This is a genomic window from Sporosarcina sp. Y838, from assembly GCF_056786515.1.
This window is the reverse complement of sequence record NZ_JBXCJD010000016.1, coordinates 1-19,393: the sequence shown is the minus strand read 5'-3', so window position 1 is coordinate 19,393 and position 19,393 is coordinate 1. Positions and strand designations below refer to the sequence as shown.

General features: G+C 42.3%; 17 protein-coding genes. 7 read left to right on the top strand and 10 right to left on the bottom strand.

Annotated features, from left to right (window positions below):
* Positions 1 to 161: 161 nt before the first annotated feature.
* The 3 genes from putP to AC1TO4_RS15490 all read right to left on the bottom strand — a co-directional run bounded on the left by putP (position 162) and on the right by AC1TO4_RS15490 (position 5,399).
* A complete protein-coding gene (gene putP / locus AC1TO4_RS15500) occupies positions 162 to 1,646 on the bottom strand; it encodes a sodium/proline symporter PutP (RefSeq protein ID WP_482106082.1) in 1,485 nt (494 codons plus the stop codon).
* Positions 1,647 to 2,053: 407 nt separating this feature from the next.
* Entirely contained in the window at positions 2,054 to 3,688 is a 1,635-nt protein-coding gene (locus tag AC1TO4_RS15495; protein ID WP_482106081.1) for an AMP-binding protein, read from the bottom strand.
* Between the two features lie 151 nt (positions 3,689 to 3,839).
* A complete protein-coding gene (locus AC1TO4_RS15490) occupies positions 3,840 to 5,399 on the bottom strand; it encodes an FMN-binding glutamate synthase family protein (RefSeq protein ID WP_482106080.1) in 1,560 nt (519 codons plus the stop codon).
* An 89-nt stretch (positions 5,400 to 5,488) separates the two neighbouring features.
* On the opposite strand from AC1TO4_RS15490, the gene nfsA reads away from it, so the two are divergent.
* The 3 genes from nfsA to AC1TO4_RS15475 all read left to right on the top strand — a co-directional run bounded on the left by nfsA (position 5,489) and on the right by AC1TO4_RS15475 (position 7,842).
* Positions 5,489 to 6,220: an oxygen-insensitive NADPH nitroreductase gene (nfsA, locus tag AC1TO4_RS15485; protein WP_482101492.1), complete on the top strand. Its 732-nt coding sequence runs from the start codon at positions 5,489 to 5,491 to the stop codon at positions 6,218 to 6,220.
* A gap of 11 nt (positions 6,221 to 6,231) precedes the next feature.
* On the top strand, positions 6,232 to 7,398 hold the full coding sequence (locus AC1TO4_RS15480; RefSeq protein ID WP_482106079.1) for a class I SAM-dependent methyltransferase: 1,167 nt from the start codon (positions 6,232 to 6,234) through the stop codon (positions 7,396 to 7,398).
* Between the two features lie 111 nt (positions 7,399 to 7,509).
* Complete coding sequence (locus AC1TO4_RS15475; protein WP_482106078.1) at positions 7,510 to 7,842, top strand: nucleoside triphosphate pyrophosphohydrolase; 333 nt, start codon at positions 7,510 to 7,512, stop codon at positions 7,840 to 7,842.
* A 35-nt stretch (positions 7,843 to 7,877) separates the two neighbouring features.
* On the opposite strand, the gene AC1TO4_RS15470 is transcribed toward AC1TO4_RS15475, so the two are convergent.
* The 7 genes from AC1TO4_RS15470 to AC1TO4_RS15440 form a co-directional block, all read right to left on the bottom strand.
* Complete coding sequence (locus AC1TO4_RS15470) at positions 7,878 to 8,543, bottom strand: Dph6-related ATP pyrophosphatase (protein WP_482106077.1); 666 nt, start codon at positions 8,541 to 8,543, stop codon at positions 7,878 to 7,880.
* Between the two features lie 96 nt (positions 8,544 to 8,639).
* Positions 8,640 to 8,762 (bottom strand): hypothetical protein, encoded by a 123-nt coding sequence (locus tag AC1TO4_RS15465; protein WP_482106076.1) that lies wholly within the window; start codon positions 8,760 to 8,762, stop codon positions 8,640 to 8,642.
* Between the two features lies 1 nt (position 8,763).
* Positions 8,764 to 10,146 carry a class II fumarate hydratase gene (gene fumC / locus AC1TO4_RS15460; protein WP_482106075.1) on the bottom strand — a complete coding sequence of 461 codons (1,383 nt, stop codon included), beginning with the start codon at positions 10,144 to 10,146 and terminating at the stop codon, positions 8,764 to 8,766.
* Between the two features lie 127 nt (positions 10,147 to 10,273).
* The gene (locus AC1TO4_RS15455; protein WP_482106074.1) at positions 10,274 to 11,560 is read right to left on the bottom strand and encodes an ABC transporter permease; all 1,287 of its coding nucleotides are present in this window, start codon (positions 11,558 to 11,560) and stop codon (positions 10,274 to 10,276) included.
* Positions 11,550 to 12,248, bottom strand: coding sequence for an ABC transporter ATP-binding protein (locus tag AC1TO4_RS15450; protein WP_482106073.1), 699 nt, complete (start codon positions 12,246 to 12,248; stop codon positions 11,550 to 11,552). Before AC1TO4_RS15450 ends, AC1TO4_RS15455 begins: the two co-directional genes overlap by 11 nt.
* 238 nt (positions 12,249 to 12,486) lie before the next feature.
* Positions 12,487 to 14,049, bottom strand: coding sequence for an SPFH domain-containing protein (locus tag AC1TO4_RS15445; RefSeq protein WP_482106072.1), 1,563 nt, complete (start codon positions 14,047 to 14,049; stop codon positions 12,487 to 12,489).
* Between the two features lie 18 nt (positions 14,050 to 14,067).
* Positions 14,068 to 14,601, bottom strand: a complete 534-nt coding sequence (locus tag AC1TO4_RS15440; protein WP_482101499.1) for an NfeD family membrane protein — start codon at positions 14,599 to 14,601, stop codon at positions 14,068 to 14,070.
* A gap of 408 nt (positions 14,602 to 15,009) precedes the next feature.
* Here AC1TO4_RS15440 and AC1TO4_RS15435 point away from each other — a divergent pair, with 408 nt between their 5' ends.
* The 4 genes from AC1TO4_RS15435 (at position 15,010) to AC1TO4_RS15420 (ending at position 19,298) form a co-directional block, all read left to right on the top strand.
* Positions 15,010 to 15,630: a DUF47 domain-containing protein gene (locus AC1TO4_RS15435; RefSeq protein ID WP_482101500.1), complete on the top strand. Its 621-nt coding sequence runs from the start codon at positions 15,010 to 15,012 to the stop codon at positions 15,628 to 15,630.
* A 14-nt stretch (positions 15,631 to 15,644) separates the two neighbouring features.
* On the top strand, positions 15,645 to 16,643 hold the full coding sequence (locus tag AC1TO4_RS15430) for an inorganic phosphate transporter (protein WP_482106071.1): 999 nt from the start codon (positions 15,645 to 15,647) through the stop codon (positions 16,641 to 16,643).
* Positions 16,644 to 16,802: 159 nt separating this feature from the next.
* A complete protein-coding gene (locus AC1TO4_RS15425) occupies positions 16,803 to 17,003 on the top strand; it encodes a cold-shock protein (RefSeq protein ID WP_067205063.1) in 201 nt (66 codons plus the stop codon).
* A gap of 168 nt (positions 17,004 to 17,171) precedes the next feature.
* Positions 17,172 to 19,298 (top strand): MMPL family transporter, encoded by a 2,127-nt coding sequence (locus AC1TO4_RS15420; RefSeq protein WP_482106070.1) that lies wholly within the window; start codon positions 17,172 to 17,174, stop codon positions 19,296 to 19,298.
* Positions 19,299 to 19,393 lie beyond the last annotated feature (95 nt).

Sequence of the window (19,393 nt, the reverse complement as noted above, 5' to 3'; positions counted from 1 at the left end):
TATATTCAGTTTAACATATTCGGCGAAACGATAGCCTCCGAACGAAATGTAGTATCAAACCGTCAATGTTATTTAGTTTGCCCAATGACAACATTCGTCAACCTTTCCTCACCGAAAAAATGCAATTGAAAAGCCTGCAGTAATATCTGCAGACTTTCAAATTACTTATCTCCGTTTAGTATTTTAACTGTTTCTGCAAACTCCTTGTCAATCTCCGCATTCGGTTTGTATGTGATATTACTTACCACAACCGCGACTATTAGACAGAGGAAGAAACCAGGAATGATTTCATAAAGCGTGTCCGATAAAGAATCAATGTTCCCCCAAACCATAACTGTTACGGCACCGACAATCATTCCCCATAGCGCTCCTTTAGTTGTAAGTTTGCGCCAGAATAGTGATAGAAGAATAACTGGTCCGAATGAAGCTCCAAATCCAGCCCACGCAAACGATACGATACTTAAAATGGATTCATTGTTCGGCCATGCAAGTACCATCGCAATTACGGAAACGATAAGAACAGCCATTCTACCTAAAAACACATAATGCTTATCCGTTGCATCTTTCTTCATAAACGTTTTGTATAAGTCTTCGACAAGTGCTGAAGAAGAAACAATTAATTGTGAAGAAATTGTACTCATTACAGCTGCGAGGACAGCCGCGAGCATTATTCCTGCGATGAACGGATGGAAGATAATTTGCCCTAGGACAATAAATACAGTTTCGTTATCTACCAATGTAGCATCCGTATTTTGTTGGAAATACGCAATCCCTATTAGTGCTGTTGCTACTGCACCAAACAGGCTCAAGAACATCCATCCAATTCCGATTCGACGTGCTTTTTTCGCTTCTTTGTGCGAATTTAGAGCCATAAAACGGACGATAATATGTGGTTGACCGAAATAACCGAGCCCCCACGCAACCGCTGACACTATACCGAGGAATGATGCACCCGATACGAAGTTCAGCAATTGAGGATCAACAGTACGGATACTTGCAGCAGTTTCTGTAAGTCCTCCTGTTATGAATATGCCAACAATCGGTACAAGAAGGAGGGCAAGGAACATAATGATACCTTGAACAACGTCCGTGTAACTGACCGCCAAAAATCCTCCGAATAATGTATAGAAGATAACAACACCAGAAACAATTAACAAACCTACATGATAATCTAACCCGAATGAGCTTAAGAAGAACTTTCCACCTGCAACCATTCCTGAAGAGACATAGAATGTGAAGAAAACTAGAATGATTACACCGGAAGCTATGCGCAAGAGTCTTGATTTATCTTTCAGGCGACTTTCCAAGAAACTCGGAATGGTAATAGAGTCACTTGATACTTGTGTATACACACGAAGACGCGGTGCAACGAACACCCAGTTTAAGTATGCTCCAATTGTCAATCCTATGGCAATCCAAGCTTCAACCAGTCCATTAAGATAGATTGCTCCAGGTAGCCCCATCAGCAACCAACCCGACATGTCAGCCGCTCCAGCACTAAGCGCAGTAACAGCTGGACCAAGTGCTCGTCCACCAAGCATGTAGTCTGTCAGATTTGAAGTGCGTTTGAATGCATACCATCCGATGAAAACCATGGCTGCCATGTATATAATAATTGCAATTAACTGAAAACCATTATCTGACATAGCGAATTCCTCCATTTCATAATAGATAATCTTCATTATATCATCTAAATATTGAATGGAAATCAGTATTATTGATACTTTCCAATAACTCTTGAAGTAAATATTGGCAAGGAACGATATGATTAGTTTATTCCTGCTACATTTCCCAGGAAATATTGTTATTTCGACAAGATAGATTGCAATTGACATACGAACATTTGCTGATCGCGACAAAAGATACGGCGTTCGAACACAAAAATGGGTGGCTAACTCATTGTGGCAAGCGTTGTGAAAAACGATAATATTGTCGAAACAGATGCAAATGTTGTTCCTTTCACGCTACCCCCTCTGCTCAAGCTGAACTTTTGGCTATTTAGAATGGTTTGTAATACGCGTATCCCACAATATCGTATGGAATACGCTTACGATTATGTGGACGATTTCTCAAAAGACATTTCACGCAGTTTGAACTTCTGTATTTTACCGGATGCAGTCATCGGATACTCTTCCGTAAACTCAATATACTTTGGAATTTTGTGATGAGAAATGTTTCCTTTGCAGAAAGTGCGTACTGCCTCTTCATCGATTTTCACTCCTGGCTTCAGAATAATCCACGCCATCAGTTCCTCGCCATACTTTGCATCCGGTACGCCTACGACTTGTACGTCAGCGATGTCAGGATGTGTATATAGGAACTCCTCTACTTCTTTTGGATAGATATTTTCACCACCACGAATAACCATGTCTTTGATGCGCCCTGTAATATCAATATATCCTTCCGTGTCCATTACAGCGATGTCTCCAGTATGGAGCCATCCTTCTGCATCAATGACTTCTTTTGTCGCCTCTGGGTTATTATAATACCCTTTCATGACATTATATCCGCGCGTGCAAAGTTCCCCGGGTTCCCCAACAGGCATCTCATCACCCGTGATGGAATCAATGATTTTGACTTCTACACTTGGATGCGGCTTACCGACTGTCGAAACCCTTTTACTGATTGGATCATCTATCTTTGTCTGAGTAATGACAGGAGATGCTTCCGTCAGGCCGTAACAAATCGTAATCTCACTCGCACCCATATCTTCAATAACTCGTTTCATAACTTCAATTGGACATACGGAGCCTGCCATTATTCCGGTACGAAGCGTAGATGTATCATACTTTTTAAAATCAGGATGATTTAGCTCAGCAATGAACATCGTAGGTACCCCATGAAGTGCTGTACATCTTTCTTCCTGCACCGCCTGAAGTACGCGTAGAGGATCAAATTGTTCAAGCAAAATCATCGCGGAACCGTGCGTGACAGCTGCAAGCGTACCCAGTACACAACCGAAGCAATGGAAAAATGGTACTGGAATACAGACCCGGTCCTGCTCAGTCAGTTTCATATTATCACCGATTAATTTACCGTTATTGACGACATTTCTATGCGTCAGCATAACTCCCTTCGGTTGGCCGGTCGTGCCGGATGTATATTGAATATTGATGACATCATCAGGATTTAGCGAATGGAACTGCTTATCTAGCTGTTCATCAGATACACCTTCCGCATACGATAAAAATTCAGACCATTTATACATACCCGCTTCTTCTCGCTCCGTCATCAAAATGATTCGTTTAAAATGAGGAAGTTTTTCGCTTGCTATAGAACCTTTTTCACCTATTAACAGCTCCGGACAAACTCTCTTGAGGATGTCTATGTAACTCGTCCCCTTAAAGCTTTCATCCAGAATAAGTGTAGTTGCATCAGATTGTTTTAATAAATACTCCAACTCTGAAGCTTGGTAATTCGTATTCACCGTGACAAGAACTGCCCCCATTTTACCTGTTGCAAACTGGCTGAGCAGCCACTCCCGTTTATTATCCGACCAAATGGCAACGTTTTCCCCTTTTCCGATGCCCATGCCCATGAACGCTTTCGCAAGTATATCTGTTTCCTCGTCAAATTCTGTATATGTTTTACGAATCCCATGTTCCGGATAGACATACGCTTCCTGCGCAGGATAAAGCCGTGCCTGCTCTCTTACCATTTCCCCCACTGTTTTGTGCAACAACGTCATATCCATTCCCCTTTTCTCATTGATTCATATACTTATATATTATCACAATATTCTAAAGGTTGGAAAATTAATATGAAACTGTTTTCGGATTAATCATCCAAAAATGAAGAATACCGTTCTACCCTTTGTAGGCAGAACGGTATTCTTCATTTCATTCAACCGGATAAACACGTCCTCGGTCATCCTTGTAAACTATATGATGCCTTGTGAGTTTCGTCGGAGAATCCAGTCCCGCAGCTGCGGAGATTCGGAAAAGCCCCTCTCGCATTGTCAAAATATAATTTGTAACACGGAACTTTTTCTCCTCAACAACAAGACCTTGTTGCAGCTTCTTATCCGTTGTCGCTACACCCGCTGGACAATCATTCGTATGGCAACGGTGCGCCATAATGCAGCCGACGGAAATCATAAAACCTCGTGCAATTTGAACTAAGTCTGCCCCCATTGCCAACACAATTGCTGCCCGGTCCGGTGTCGTTATTTTACCCGAGGCAATGATTTTTACTTGGTCACGCACTTCAAATTTCCTAAGCGCATCGTCTAGAAGAATAATCGAAGAACGTAACGGCAACCCAACGCTGTCTGCAAGATCTTGGTAGGTAGCTCCAGAGCCACCTTCCCCACCATCCAGCGATATAAAATCAGGACCCTTACCAGTTTCATGCATGAAAGATGCTAATTCTTCCGCGTCTTCTTTACCACCAATGACGATTTTAATACCAACCGGTTTACCAGAATGCTGGCGAATTCGATCAATGAATTCAAATAGTGTTGGATAATCATCAAACTGGTGAAAACGATTCGGACTGTTAATGGAAACATAAGGAACAACATTGCGGATTGCCGCAATTTCTTCCGTTACCTTGGATCCTTCTACATGCCCTCCACGCATTTTTGCACCTTGTGCAAGCTTAATCTCAAATGCTTTCACTTGAGGAATATCCGCTTTTTCACGGACCCTTTCAAAACTGAATTCTCCTTCTTCCGTCCTGAAACCGAAAAGACCAGAACCGATTTGAGCAATGATATCAGCACCTCCCGCCAGATGATGCGAGGAAAGACCTCCCTCACCGGTATTCATCCATGCGCCTTTAGCCAGGCCAATCCCTTTTGACAAAGCAGTGATGGCATTTTCTCCGAGTGCTCCGTAACTCATTCCTGATTGACCAAGCATACTGCGTACATGGAACGGCTGCTCACAGTTCGGTCCGATAACGATCGCGTCCTCTTCCGGCAACAGCCATGGCAATGTCGGGATTTCTTCACGATGCTCTTTCCGGGAAAACAAATGATCTTCCTCCATAACATAACGCATCGTATCTACAAGGTCCTCATTATCCACGCGCATTTCCTCATTCTGCATTGTAAACATTGCGTTTCGTATATAATAACCAGATTCCTCAAAATCCCGCTTCGATCCAAAGCCGATAACACTGTTCAAATATTTCCCCGGCAGCACCATGCGCAAATATTCCTCACGGTTAAATGGTTCGCCATCGTTATCGTCGTCAAAAAGATATTGTCTAAGTTCAGGCCCCGTTTTTTCGAGCACATAACGCATCCGCCCTAAAATCGGGAAATTCCGAAGAATAGCATGTTGTTTTTGCCTTTTGTCATAAAAGAAAAGAAAGATGGCAATCGTGATTGGTATGATAACTAGAAATAGGACTAATAAAGTCGTCGTCAACGAAATACTCTCCATCCAATTCATTTCTACACCCCTTTTCAAGCTTTAAAGGTAGTTTACCACTATCTAAGTCTGTTAATCTTAATTCATTAAACACATTTTGGAGGGATTCAATGGTTATCAAATTATTAACAGCACACTCATCCGTAAGAAAGTATAAAGACATCCCCTTAACAAAAGAAGAAGTGCATGAGCTCATTCATGCAGGTCAACACGCGGCCACCTCACATTTTGTACAAGCTTATTCCGTTATTTATGTCACGGACGTTGAAAAACGGCAGAAACTTGCTGAACTCGCAAAAAATCCGCAGCAGATTTTATCCGCGGGAGCTGTCCTTGTTTTTTGTGCAGACTATTGTAGATTGAAAAAGGCGGCACAATTAGTCGGGAAGGATATTGACTTTTCCTCAGCTGAAAATGTACTTGTCAGTTCAATCGATGTGGCTTTGTTCGCACAAAATGTTGCAATTGCGGCTGAATCGAAAGGATATGGCATCTGCTATATCGGTGGCGTGCGTAATGCACCCGAAGAAATCAGTAACTTGCTGGCACTTCCAGTAGGCGTTGCACCAATGTTCGCTATGACAATCGGAGTTCCCGATGAAGCAAATGAAGTAAAACCCCGCTTGCCCGTAGATGCAATCATTCATGAAAACGGATATGATGCTGAGAAATACAACGAAATCATTCCGGAATACGATGAAATAATGAACGAGTATTATTTAAATCGCGGCTCAAATCGCAAAGACGCAGCCTGGTCCGACTCTATGGCTGACTTCCTTGGAGCGCCTCGCCGAACTTATATGAAAGACTTTTTAAAGAAACAGGGATTCGAGTTTAACTAGGAGTGATGAATTTGCAATTCGAGGAATTACTGGACGAACTGGCACGTCGCATGACAGATGGCGCTTTCATTGGTGCTACAATCAGCCAGCCACGCACGAAGACGGATGATTTGAAGCGAGTGAAAGTGAAGCCTGTTGAAATAAAAGGCCAACTGCATATTCAATTCGAGTATCAGTATGAACGTGTGTTAAACCATGAAAACATTACACCTGATGGATTACTTCCTTATTTACAACAGCTACTTGAGCGTTTTAGACAAGTGCATGCTGAGTTTTCCAACGAAAAAATCCATGTCCAGCTGACGAAGAAATTTAAAGTCATGTGGAAATCAGAGAAAACGACATCTGAAAAAGTAATTGACTTAACACATAACCGTAAGAAAAATTATTTGCTCGATGAAAATACTGCCTATCCATTTCTAGTCCGACTGGGAGTCCAGACACCTGATGGTAAAGTGAAAAAGCAGAAGCACGACAAATTCAGGCAGATTAACCGATTCGTTGAGTTCATTGATGATTCCCTTGCTCACTTGCCAAAAGACCGTACTATCCGCATCCTCGATTTCGGTTCAGGTAAATCCTATTTGACGTTTGCTCTCTATCATTATTTGCGCATTGAAAAGGGACTGGATATTAAAGTAACTGGTCTTGACTTAAAAAAAGAAGTAATTGATGAATGCAGTTTGATTGCCAAAGATCTTGGTTACGAGAATCTTGAATTTCTTGTAGGTGATATCAATGACTACAATGAAGAAACGTCCGTCGACATGGTGGTTACACTTCATGCATGCGACGTTGCAACAGATATGGCGCTCGCACGCGCGGTGAAATGGGGCGCGAAAGTCATCTTGAGCGTCCCTTGCTGCCAGCATGAACTATTCTCGCAGGTCAATTCCCCCGCGCTCGACGTTATGCTTCAGCACGGACTTATCAAAGAACGATTCTCTGCGCTTGCTACCGATTCGATTCGTGCGGAGCTCTTATCACTCGTTGGTTACGAAGCACAGCTTCTTGAGTTTATTGACATGGAGCATACACCAAAGAATATCTTAATACGTGCTTACCAGACCGGACGTAAGGCTACTGCTGATGAAGTAACTCGGTACACTGCGTTCAAGACTCTGTTGCATGCAGATCCATTTTTAGAGAAGGAACTTGGAGATTTATTGAATATATGACTAAAAACCGTCCACGTTCGCTCCAGGCGAGTGTGGATGGTTTTTTCAATTCGGAGGATTACGTGGTATCATTTAGAATAATTAGTTATGTGATTGAAGGAGATGATGCAAATGCCAATATACAACAAGCTCGTGCGCGATAGGATTCCTGAAATTATCGAAATGTCCGGTAAAACGTGCACCACACGCCTATTGACTGAAGAAGAGTACATAATCGAAATCAATAAAAAAATGTATGAGGAAATTAATGAATACGATGCGACTGAAACGACAGATGACGCCATTGAGGAACTCGCTGACTTATTGGAACTTATCCATGCAGCATTAGGCCATTACGGTGCATCATTTGAAGATTTAGAAAGGGTCAGAGCCGAAAAAGCTGAGAAACGCGGTGGTTTTGACGAGCAAATTTTTCTGGTAGATGTTGAAGATGGTGAAATATGAGGTTTCCAAAAAGATAGCGCTATATTTGTTGGCACTCACTTCTTTTCTTCCAACCCTACATCTAAAAATACATAGCCATCCCGTTCGTGCTTTCCAGAAAATACAACAGGTACTCTTTCACTGAATATGGGACCATTTACGGTAACAGTATGAAATTCGCCCGATTCTCCACACGAATCGATGTCCATCGCTTCCAGTTCGTCCATCAGTTCCACTGTAAATTTACGGCCAATGAAATGTACAGGCATCATTTTTGTATTGACAACAACAACATATGCTTCGAAGCCTGCCTCTATGAACTCTTCCAGAATGTTGCGTCGCGGCTCCATCCAAAGGGGATGTACCGCTTCCATGCCGACTTTCTCACATGTCTGTCGTACCCATTTCAAATGATCTTCGAGATCGATATCACCGAATACGCCATGGTTAATACCCGCTTCAACACACTCCTTCATCGCATCCAAGAATTGCCCTTCATAACTTGTCCAATTTGCACCACGAATCATTAAAGGCACGCCAAGTCTTTCTGCCTGGGCTTCCACAACTTCAAAAGACAATGCATGTGATTTTGACCGTTCTTCATCCTCTTCAAACATCGTCCACAACCGTTTCGGAATGCCGCCCGCTTTCATTGCGCGGTAATAAGCCATGGCAGAATCTTTCCCGCCGCTCCATGATGCTACAAATGATACATCTTTCATCTTGTCCACTCCCCTGTCTGTAAAATCAGTACTATAGCAGCTTCAAAACTGCCCTTTTTGATTTCTAAATCTTCATTTCAAAAATTTATAGAATGATTAATAAATAATTGTTAGAGGCACAAACCTTGCTACCATCACCATAACAATTTCCCCGTTTTCATCAAAAAAGGGTCCGCCAGTCAAGATGCCGACTGTTGGAACCTCCTTTTGTGTTTTCATTTTATCTGCCAATCATTTTCGAAGGAACGACATATTCCTCAAACTGCTCTTCTGTCAGCAAGCCTGATTTAAGCGCAGCCTCTTTCAGCGTTGTCCCTTCTGCATGTGCAGTTTTCGCGATTTTCGCTGCATTTTCGTAACCGATATAAGGATTAAGTGCCGTTACGAGCATGAGTGAGTTTTGAACTTTACGATCAATCTCTTCACGATTCGGTTCAATACCAATTGCACAATTATCGTTGAAACTGATCATCGCATCACTCAACAACGTCACCGATTGAAGGAAGTTGAAGATGATAACCGGTTTGAAGACGTTCAGTTCAAAGTTCCCCTGGCTCGCCGCAAAGCCAATTGTTGTATCATTCCCCATGACTTGTGCAACAACCATCGTCAATGCTTCACTTTGCGTCGGATTCACTTTTCCTGGCATGATAGAACTGCCGGGTTCATTTTCGGGAATTGTTATTTCTCCGATGCCTGAACGCGGTCCACTCGCCAACCAACGTACGTCATTGGCAATTTTCATCAAGTCCGCCGCAAGCGCTTTGATGGCACCATGAACGTAAACAATTTCGTCATAGCTCGTGAGTGAATGAAATTTGTTTATCGCAGACGTAAACTCAATGCCCACCGCTGTGCTAATTTCAGCAGCAACACGGTCACCGAATCCAGCAGGTGCGTTGAGTCCTGTTCCAACAGCTGTTCCGCCAATCGCAAGTTCTTTCATCGACTCGACGCTGCCAGTAATCATTTGTTCCGTTTTCTCGAGCATACGGTGCCAGCCGCTAATCTCTTGGCCTAGCGTTAAAGGCGTCGCGTCTTGTAAATGCGTACGACCAATTTTAATGATATCCATGAATTCTTCTGATTTCTTGCCAAGTGTTTCTTTTAATACCTTAATTGCCGGAACAAGTTGCTGTTGTACAGCTATGACGCCTGCAACATGCAACGCTGTCGGGAATGTGTCATTCGAACTTTGTGACTTGTTCACATCGTCGTTCGGATGAAGGCGTTCTTCCTCGCCCCACTCCTCAAGAAGTTGATTGCCGCGATGTGCCAGTACTTCGTTCATGTTCATGTTTGATTGCGTACCGCTACCTGTTTGCCAAACGACAAGTGGAAAATGGTCGTCCAACTTTCCGGATATTACTTCATCCGCCGCTGCAGAAATCGCCTTCATTTTCGCTTCTGATACAGCACCATGTGCATGGCTCGCGATGGCTGCTGACTTTTTCAAGTGAGCAAATGCATGTATAACACCAATCGGCATTTTTTCTCCGCCAATTTTAAAGTTTTGTTTACTACGTTGTGTTTGTGCACCCCATAACTTGTCCGATGGTACTTCAATTTCACCGAACGTGTCATGCTCAATACGATAATCCATTATCCATCCCTCTTTCAATTGTAAGTATTCCCATTATCGCATGATTGGCACTATTATTTCATGTACCTCGTCTTGGAAGAACGCTTTTTAAATGAAATACCTGTTTTACAGCAACGCATTCTAGCAATTACAGTTCCTGTCTCAACGCATTAATAACATCAATTTTTGTTGCTTTACGTGCCGGACGCCATCCTGAAATCATGGCAACAGCAATACTGATTGTGGAAGCAATGACTACAAGCTGCCATGGAATAATGGAGAACGTGACGGTCATTCCACCAAAGTCCTCTTCGCCAAGTGCTGCTGTGACGATAATTGGTAAGATATAATTCGATACAATACTCACTCCATACGAAATGACGACAGCAAGCACCGTTCCCAATATGCCAATCCATGCACTTTCCATCAAGAACAATCGTTGGATTAATTTCGGATCTGCCCCGATTGCCTTCATAACACCAATTTCCCGCGTCCGCTCTGTCACGGCCATTGTCATCGTGTTGAAAATACCGATGGATGCAATCAAAATCGCGATTGTCCCGACGAATACGAGCCCCGCTTTCAACGCCAGGAAAAAGACGTCAAGCTGATCGAGTTCCTCCGATATGGAATAGACGCTGTATCCATCCTCTTTCAATGCAGAAGAAAGTGCTTTGACGTTTTCTATTTTATCCGCATAGATGTTTACTTCACCATAAAATAAGGAATCTACCTCGGCATCCTCATCCACAGGTCTCTCTACATGCGAATCATAGATTTTTTCTAACTCTGGAATGATCGTAGCATCCACATATATTTTTTGATCCTGAACCCAATCTTTTGCAGGATTTTTTCCGATACCTACTATTGTAAGTGGTATTTGCTCTTCAATTATTCCCCCTTCATTATCGCCAATTTGATAAATGAACTGTTCACCAATCAAATTACCGTCGTAGGTTTTATTTTCGCCCTCTCCATTTTCAACTGGTTGTTTCAATAAGGCTTCTGCAAAATCGCTTCCCACGACGACTTCGTTCGATTTTTCCGGTAAACGTCCATTCTGAAGTTCAAAATTTGCTTTCTTCTCTTCTGTAAAGTCCGTTATAGTAAGCGAATTATTCCCTGTGAATTCACCTATTGACGTCTGCTGTTCTGCACCTAAACTTTGGCGGAATACAACTGCATTTACATGCTCCCTTTTCTTTAACTCAGCAACTTTCTCTTCATTCATCTCACTTGAGTACACCTCAATTTGCGTCACAATTCGGTTCGACAGAATTTCTTCGCGTATTGTATCGTGTAATCCGAACCCAACTGACGCAAGCACAATCAGAAATGCTGTACCCATTGTTGCTGCAAGCACGGTCATAAAGACACGCATTCTATTTTTCTTTATATGTCGCCTCACGAAACTAATTTGGTCTTTAAATTGCATGCTGTTCACTACCTTCCGTTAATACCCCGTCGTGCATTCTGTACACACGGTTCGCCGTTTGAGCCACTTCATCATCGTGTGTGATGATGACAAATGTGATGCCCCGTGTTTTATTGAGCGACTGGATTAGCAAAAGGACATCCTGCTCTGTTTCCGAATCAAGACTACCTGTCGGTTCATCGGCAAAAATAATTGGCGGATCGGTGATAAGCGCACGTGCGATACCGACGCGTTGCTGCTGCCCCCCGGATAATTCATTCGGATAATGATCTTGCACCTCTGCCAAACCAACGATTTGCATTAGGTCTTGCACTTTCTGCTGCCGCTCGCTTTTACTGATGCCTTTCAATGTCAGCGGTAGTTCAATGTTTTCAAACGCGGTTAAGCCAGGCATGAGCTGGAAGTTTTGAAAAACGAATCCGAAATGATCCAGTCTGAATTTTGCACTTTCCGCTTCGCTAAATGAAGACGTCTGTACGCCCTGCACGTGAATTTCTCCACTTTCAGGCGTCAGGAATCCTGCCATTATGTGAAGAAGCGTTGATTTGCCCGAACCACTTTTTCCGACAATCGATACGATTTCACCATCTGCTATGTCAAATTTCAGTCCTTTTAGCACAGGCACCCGCCTCTCCTTACCTTTCTTGCCAATTTTGAATGAATGGTTTAAATTTCTTACACTAATCATGCGGTCGCCTCCAAGTTTCTTTACTCCCTTCATTATAAGGTGAGATTCTTAAGGCTTTGTAAGGATGGATATGAAGAATTTCTTAAGATGTTCGTAGGATTTGGTTGGTTGGAGCACTTATATGATTGGTAAGTAGCCTTATATGGTCGATCGACCTCATCTACATGCGGAGATAGCCCCTGCTCCATAAAAAAAGAGTCCAAATCGCATAATTGCGCTTGGACCCTCTCCTATGAAATTATTCAGTTTTATCGGCTGCTACTTGTTTTTCTGCAATCTGTTGTTGTATCGGTGGCTTCGTATTTGCTGCTTTCACTTCGTTTGTCAATTGGTCAATACTTGGGCGAATAGTGCCTTTGCCCGAATAATTCTCGAGCATTTCCTTAACGTCGATGCCTGATGAAGCTTTCAATGACTCCTGCAATGTCGCCATAAGGTTCGTGGCGTAAGACGTAACCTTGTTAGCTCCGCCACCTTCACCACTACCCGTGTCAACGACTGTGATTTTATCGATATTCGCAAGCGGGCTTGCAATTTGTTTCGCGTATTCCGGAAGCATGTTAACGATCATATCAAGCATGGCAGCTTGACCGTATTGTTCAAATGCTTCAGCAATTTTACGTTTCGCTTCTGCTTCCGCAAGACCTTTCAAACGGATAATATCTGCTTCTGCTTCACCTTGTGCACGTTGGGAATCCGCCTTAGCTTGCCCATCGAGGCGGACTTTTTCTGCATCGGCAGACGCTCGCGCTTCAATGCGATACTTCTCGGCATCGGCTTCAGTAATTTGTTTAGACTTTTCAGCTTCTGCATTTTGTTCGATTGCGTAGCGGTCTGCATCAGCTTTTTTCTTTACTTCTGAATCGTATTGCTTTTCACGACGCAGAATCTCTTTCTCTTCAAGTTCAATTTGCTTTTGACGTTCAATGATTTGAACTTGCATTTCTTGTTCCATAACTTCCTGTTTAGAAACGGCCGTTTGAAGTTCGTATGCTTGGTCGGCACGTGCTTTCGCAACGTCCTGTTCGCGTCGGTAATCCGCAACTTTCAACTGATTCTCTTTTTCGGCTTCCGCAATTTCAGTCGCACGCTCGAGTTCCGCTTTTTGTGCTTCTTTGGATGCTTCTGCATTTTTAATACGCGTTTCTTTTTCTGCTTCAACCATTGCGATATCTGCATCACGTTTTACTTGTGCGATACGCGGTTTTCCAAGAGAATCGAGGTAGCCGTTCTTATCACGTACATCTTTTATTGTGAATGAAACGATGATGAGTCCCATTTTCGCAAGGTCCTGTGACGCAACACGCTGTACTTCTTGTGAGAACTTATCACGATTTTTGTAAATTTCCTCTACTGTCATGGAACCTAGAATCGAACGCAGATGACCTTCGAGCACTTCTTTCGCTTCGTTTTCACGGTCTGCTTTCGATTTTCCTAAAAATTGCTCCGCGGCTGTTGCAATTTCTGCTATTGAGCCGCCGATTTTAATAATGGCTGTTCCGTCCGCCATAACTGGAACTCCTTGTTCTGTGTATACTTCCGGCGTTGTCACTTCAAGTTTACTAGATAAAAGACTAAGCGGTGCTGCTTGCTGGAATACCGGTAACAGGAACGTTCCGCCTCCGCGTATAATTTTAATACGATTGCCTGAATCGTCCGTATGTACATTTTTAGTTCCCAGGTAACTTCCTGTCACGATAAGTGCTTCGTCCGGCCCCACTGTACGGTACTTTGTAACGTAAACGAGAATAACTGCCAGTAATACAAATGCGACTACTCCAAGTGCTATCCAAATCTCCATCTGTTTTTCCCCCTTTTTTTATTTGAAGCGGAATGGTTCATACTCCTTGACGATGAATGTCCCATCTCTCACTTCGATGATTAAAACTTCTTTCTCGTATTCAATTGCTGTGTTCTCGTACCCTGCCGCTCTCTTTGAAATTACGCCATTTACCGATTCGATGACAATCTCGCCGAATCCGTCAACTGGAATAGGGACAATTACTTTCCCAACCCGTCCCATCAACGACTCATCTGTGTAAGAAAGGGATACTTCCGCTGACCTTAATGGAAGAAGAATAAATAAGTACAATAAAAAATCGAGTACAAAAGCAGTAACAAGTGCAATTACTAAAATGACTCCACTGCCCCAAGATGTAACAAGCTCCAAAATATAACCACTAGCCGCTACAAACGTAATGAATGCAAGTATGACTGCTGGATCTAGTAGTGGACTTACTTCACCAATCCCTTCAGCCATATCACTAAATAGGATGTATAACAATGTCGCAAGACCGGCGATAATTAGTGTAATTAAATATACTTGCACAATTGGCATTCCAAACAGTTCCATTTCAGCACCTCCGCCTTCACCTTTTTTGCCTCACCTATGTATACGTCCAACAACCCCATAAGTTTCAATTTACTGAAAATTGATTAATTTATTTCGAATCTATTAGCTTACATTTTCATACAATGTGAATTGACTCTGTTCCACTTTTTATTTAAACGCCGCAACAAGATTGTTAATTTCATCACATACATCTTACGTTAGCTTTAATATAAATAGGGTACTTAATTGAGTATATTAAGTCACCTCCCACTTATGAGGAATTCAACCATTTCTAGTACCACTTTTCCTTTTCTAATGGTTTTGAAGATTTTATAGGTGTCTCAATTTGTTTTTGCTATGATATGCTTTATTAAGATTTTGTAAAGAGCATACAAAAAATTTAATTCCGGAAACGGACGGAGGCACACAATGTTTAGTCAACGTAAACCTGATCCATTTTTCACAGCACTACTAATGATTGCTGAAAATGTACAAGAAGCAGCTCATTACGCCAACGACTTTAAGGTAGGTACAGCCGTTGACTTGAAAGAAGTAAGCATTAAGCTTAAAAATTATGAAACTGCGGGTGACTCGCTTATCCATAATCTCATTGCAAAGCTTAATAAATCATTCATTACACCAATTGAAAGGGAAGACATTATGCAGTTGTCTATTAAAATGGACGATGTTCTTGATGGCATCGAACATTTCGTAGCCCATCTAGAAATGTTTTCACTTACTGAAATTGATGAGTATATGCAGAAATTCATGGAGTACATCGTGAAAAGTACAGATGAAATAGTGAAAGCAATGAAGCTACTCGCAAAGAAAAAGCTTGAGGCCATGCACGATCACGCTATCCTCATTAAAGAATACGAGCGGGTTTGTGATGAAATTTTCCGTACATCCATCAAACAACTTTTCATTAACGAAAAAGATCCCATTCGAATTATTCAATTCAAAGATATTTATGAACAACTTGAAGATATCGCGGATTATTGCCAGGATGTCGCCAACACAATCGATACAATCATTATGCGCAACGCATAAGAGGGAGCCGATAAATGAATACTATTCTTCTCCTTACCATTTTAGTTGTCATTTTCGCACTTGCTTTTGATTTCATCAATGGCTTTCACGATACGGCAAACTCAATCGCAACATCCGTTTCGACACGTGCCCTAAAGCCACGAACTGCTATTATGATGGCAGCTATCATGAACTTCATTGGAGCGCTCGCATTCACAGGCGTTGCGAAAACAATTTCCAAAGACATCGTCGATCCTTTCGCTCTCGAAAATGGACCACTCGTTATCTTGGCAGCACTGACGTCAGCAATTATTTGGAATCTCGTTACATGGTATTTCGGAATCCCGTCCAGTTCATCCCATGCCTTAATCGGGTCAATTGCTGGTGCAGCTATTTCAGCGGAAGGTTTCGGTATTTTAAACTACGGTGGTTTCTTAAAAATATTACAAGCGCTTCTTGTTTCACCATTCATCGCACTTGCGGTCGGCTTCCTTATAATGTCACTATTCAAACTAACAATGAAAAACAAGAATTTATTTGGAACGAATAAACGAATCCGTTATATACAAATTGCTACAGCAGCACTTCAATCCTTTACACACGGAACGAATGATGCACAAAAAGCCATGGGGATTATTACAATGGCGCTTATCGCTGCAGAAATGCAATCGTCGGAAGACATTCAGCTATGGGTTCGAATTGCTGCCGCAACTGCGATGGGTCTAGGAACATCAATTGGCGGTTATAAAATCATAAAGACAGTCGGCGGAAAAATAATGAAAATTCGTCCAGTGAACGGAATAGCGGCAGATTTATCATCTGCTGCAATTATTTTCGGCGCTACACTAATCCACTTACCCGTCAGTACAACACACGTAATTTCATCTGCAATCATGGGTGTAGGCTCGGCCCAGCGTGTGAAAGGTGTCAATTGGGGTATGGCTCAAAAGATCATTGTCACATGGGTTATTACATTGCCGATTTCAGCTTTAATCGCAGCAATTATCTATCGAATTTTCAAGTTGTTTTTTTAACTCAAACATTTCCCTTGCATTATCCAGATGGGCCTGTTATGATAAAGAAGAATTATTTTTGTTCGGCATGATGGTCTCGAAATAAATCTTGACCGCTTCAAGACTTGAGCAAGGATAGTAACACAATGTATGCACAAAGCATACGAGGAGGATACACACATGGAACAAGGTAAAGTGAAATGGTTTAACGCAGAAAAAGGATTTGGCTTCATCGAACGCGAAGATGGCGACGACGTATTCGTACATTTCTCGGCTATTCAAGGAGAAGGCTTCAAGTCTCTTGAAGAAGGTCAAGATGTTACGTTTGAAATCGAGCAAGGCCAACGCGGTCTTCAAGCTACAAACGTAAACAAAAACTAATTTGAATTAACCATTCAAAAGCCAAGCCCCTCGGGGTTTGGCTTTTTTCTTTGTCTAAAATTAATTTATTGGCCCTGACATCCATATCACTCCATTTAAAGACATTACCAACATTATCCGATATTATAGAAGAATAGATTTAGTCTATAGATGGAAAGGATTGGTTTAATGCTTACACTAGCGCGCTTTGTAACAAGTGCACATAAATATATTATCTATGCGTGGATTGCGATTTTCCTCGTCATGGCATTTTTCGCAATTAAGTTGCCAGGACTCCTTGAAGGAGATGGCTTCCGTATGGACGGCGAGCATGCTGATGTTATGGATATTGTGTCGGACGATTTTGGGTTGCCCGCCGAAACGATGTTTCTCGTTTTCAACGACGTCCAAAATTACAAAATAAAGTCAACTCTCGATAAAATAGATAAACTTAACGTCACGTCAGAAATCGCTTCCCCTTTGGAAAATGACAATCAGTACAAAGATGGCGTTTCTTACGCACTTCTACATTTTGATAATGAAGCAGAAGATATGTCCGCCATCGTTACGGACATCCGCGACGCAGTAGGTAATGAAAAAGGGATTACACTAACTGGTGCTTCAGCAATTTCCAAAGACATCAACACAGCAAGCCAACGTGACCTCATGACAGCAGAAGCAATTGGGTTACCGATTGCAATCATTATCCTCCTATTCGCATTCGGGACTGTCGTGGCTTCATTCGTACCGTTACTAATCGGTATCGTGACGGTCATCTCCTCATTTGGAGTATTGACAATTCTCGGTAGTAAAATGGATTTATCCATTTTTGTCCTGAATATCATTCCAATGCTTGGTCTTGCACTCAGTATTGATTTCGCTTTACTGTTCATCAGTAGATATCGTGAAGAGCGCAAGAAGAGCGACATACATGAAGCAATTGTCACAACGATCCAAACGGCCGGCAGATCGGTTATCTTTTCCGCATTTTGTGTATTCATCGGGCTTGGTGCAATGCTGCTTATTCGTGTCGATCTTTTCCAAAACATCGCAATAGGCGGAATGATTGTCGTCGCAATGGCTGTTTTCGCCTCTGTAACATTGCTACCTTCCGTACTCATCGTTCTCGGTGACCGGATTAACAAATGGCAGCTGTTGAAAGAAAAGCCTGCTGAAGCGAACGGCTGGCGCAAATTTGCCAATGCAGTTATCAAGCGTCCCGTTACAATCACAATTATTGCATTTGTTTTACTCGGAATTGCAATGATTCCAGTAAAGAATATGGATTTAACTATTCCGCAAATCGAATCATTGCCAGAGTCGTATGATACACGCCAAGCCTTTGAGCTGATGGACGAAACGTTTGGTCTTGGTGACCAGTCTTCTGTTTATGTAATTGCAGAGCGTACTGGCGGCTGGGAAGATACAGAAGGACTTCAGTCAATGAAGGCACTTGAAACCGAACTTTCAAATGACTCTTTGGTGGATGAAGTTAATACACTCTTCACCGCCAGTGACATCGATTCCGTAGAACAATGGGAGCAAGCGATGACAGTACCAGATCTGGCTGCGGGGCTTTCCCCTTTAGTTGACACATTCGTTAAAGATACACAACTCATGATTCCAGTAACCCTTCTTGCCAATGGCAGTTCCAAAGCAGCTCAGGAATGGGCGCGTGATTGGTCAAACAAGGAAACCGATTGGAATTTATCAATCGGAGGAAACCCTAAGTTCAATCAGGAAATCTTCGATGAAATCGCGGATAAAATTTTGTATGTTTTATTAGTGATCATTGTATCAACTTTCTTCATCCTGATGATTGCCTTCAAATCCATTTTAATACCCATTAAAGCGATTCTTATGAACATCGTCGGATTGTCCGCAACGTTCGGTATTCTCGTTTATATATTCCAGTATGGACATTTTGGACTGGAAGCAGGCACGATTGCGCTTATTATACCTGTCATCGTCTTCAGCCTCGTCTTTGGACTGAGCATGGACTATGAAGTGTTCCTAATTTCACGGATGCAAGAAGAATATGCGAAGACGTTGGATAACGACCACGCAACGGTTGAAGGACTTGCGACAACTAGTAAAATTATTACCTCAGCCGCACTGATAATGATTGTTTTGACGGGGGCATTCGCCTTTACGGATGTTTTACCTGTGAAACAAATTGGCGTCGGTATCGCTATTGCAGTCGCTATTGACGCTACAATTATCCGTCTACTTCTTGTTCCTAGCCTGATGAAACTGTTTGGCAAATGGAACTGGTGGCTCCCTTTCAGAAAAGGTCCTCATAAACCTGAAAACTAGACAATCGAGTAGGAGGGAGTGATTAACTCCCGACCTCTCACACCACCGTACGTACCGTTCGGTATACGGCGGTTCAATTAAGATTGATGACGCAA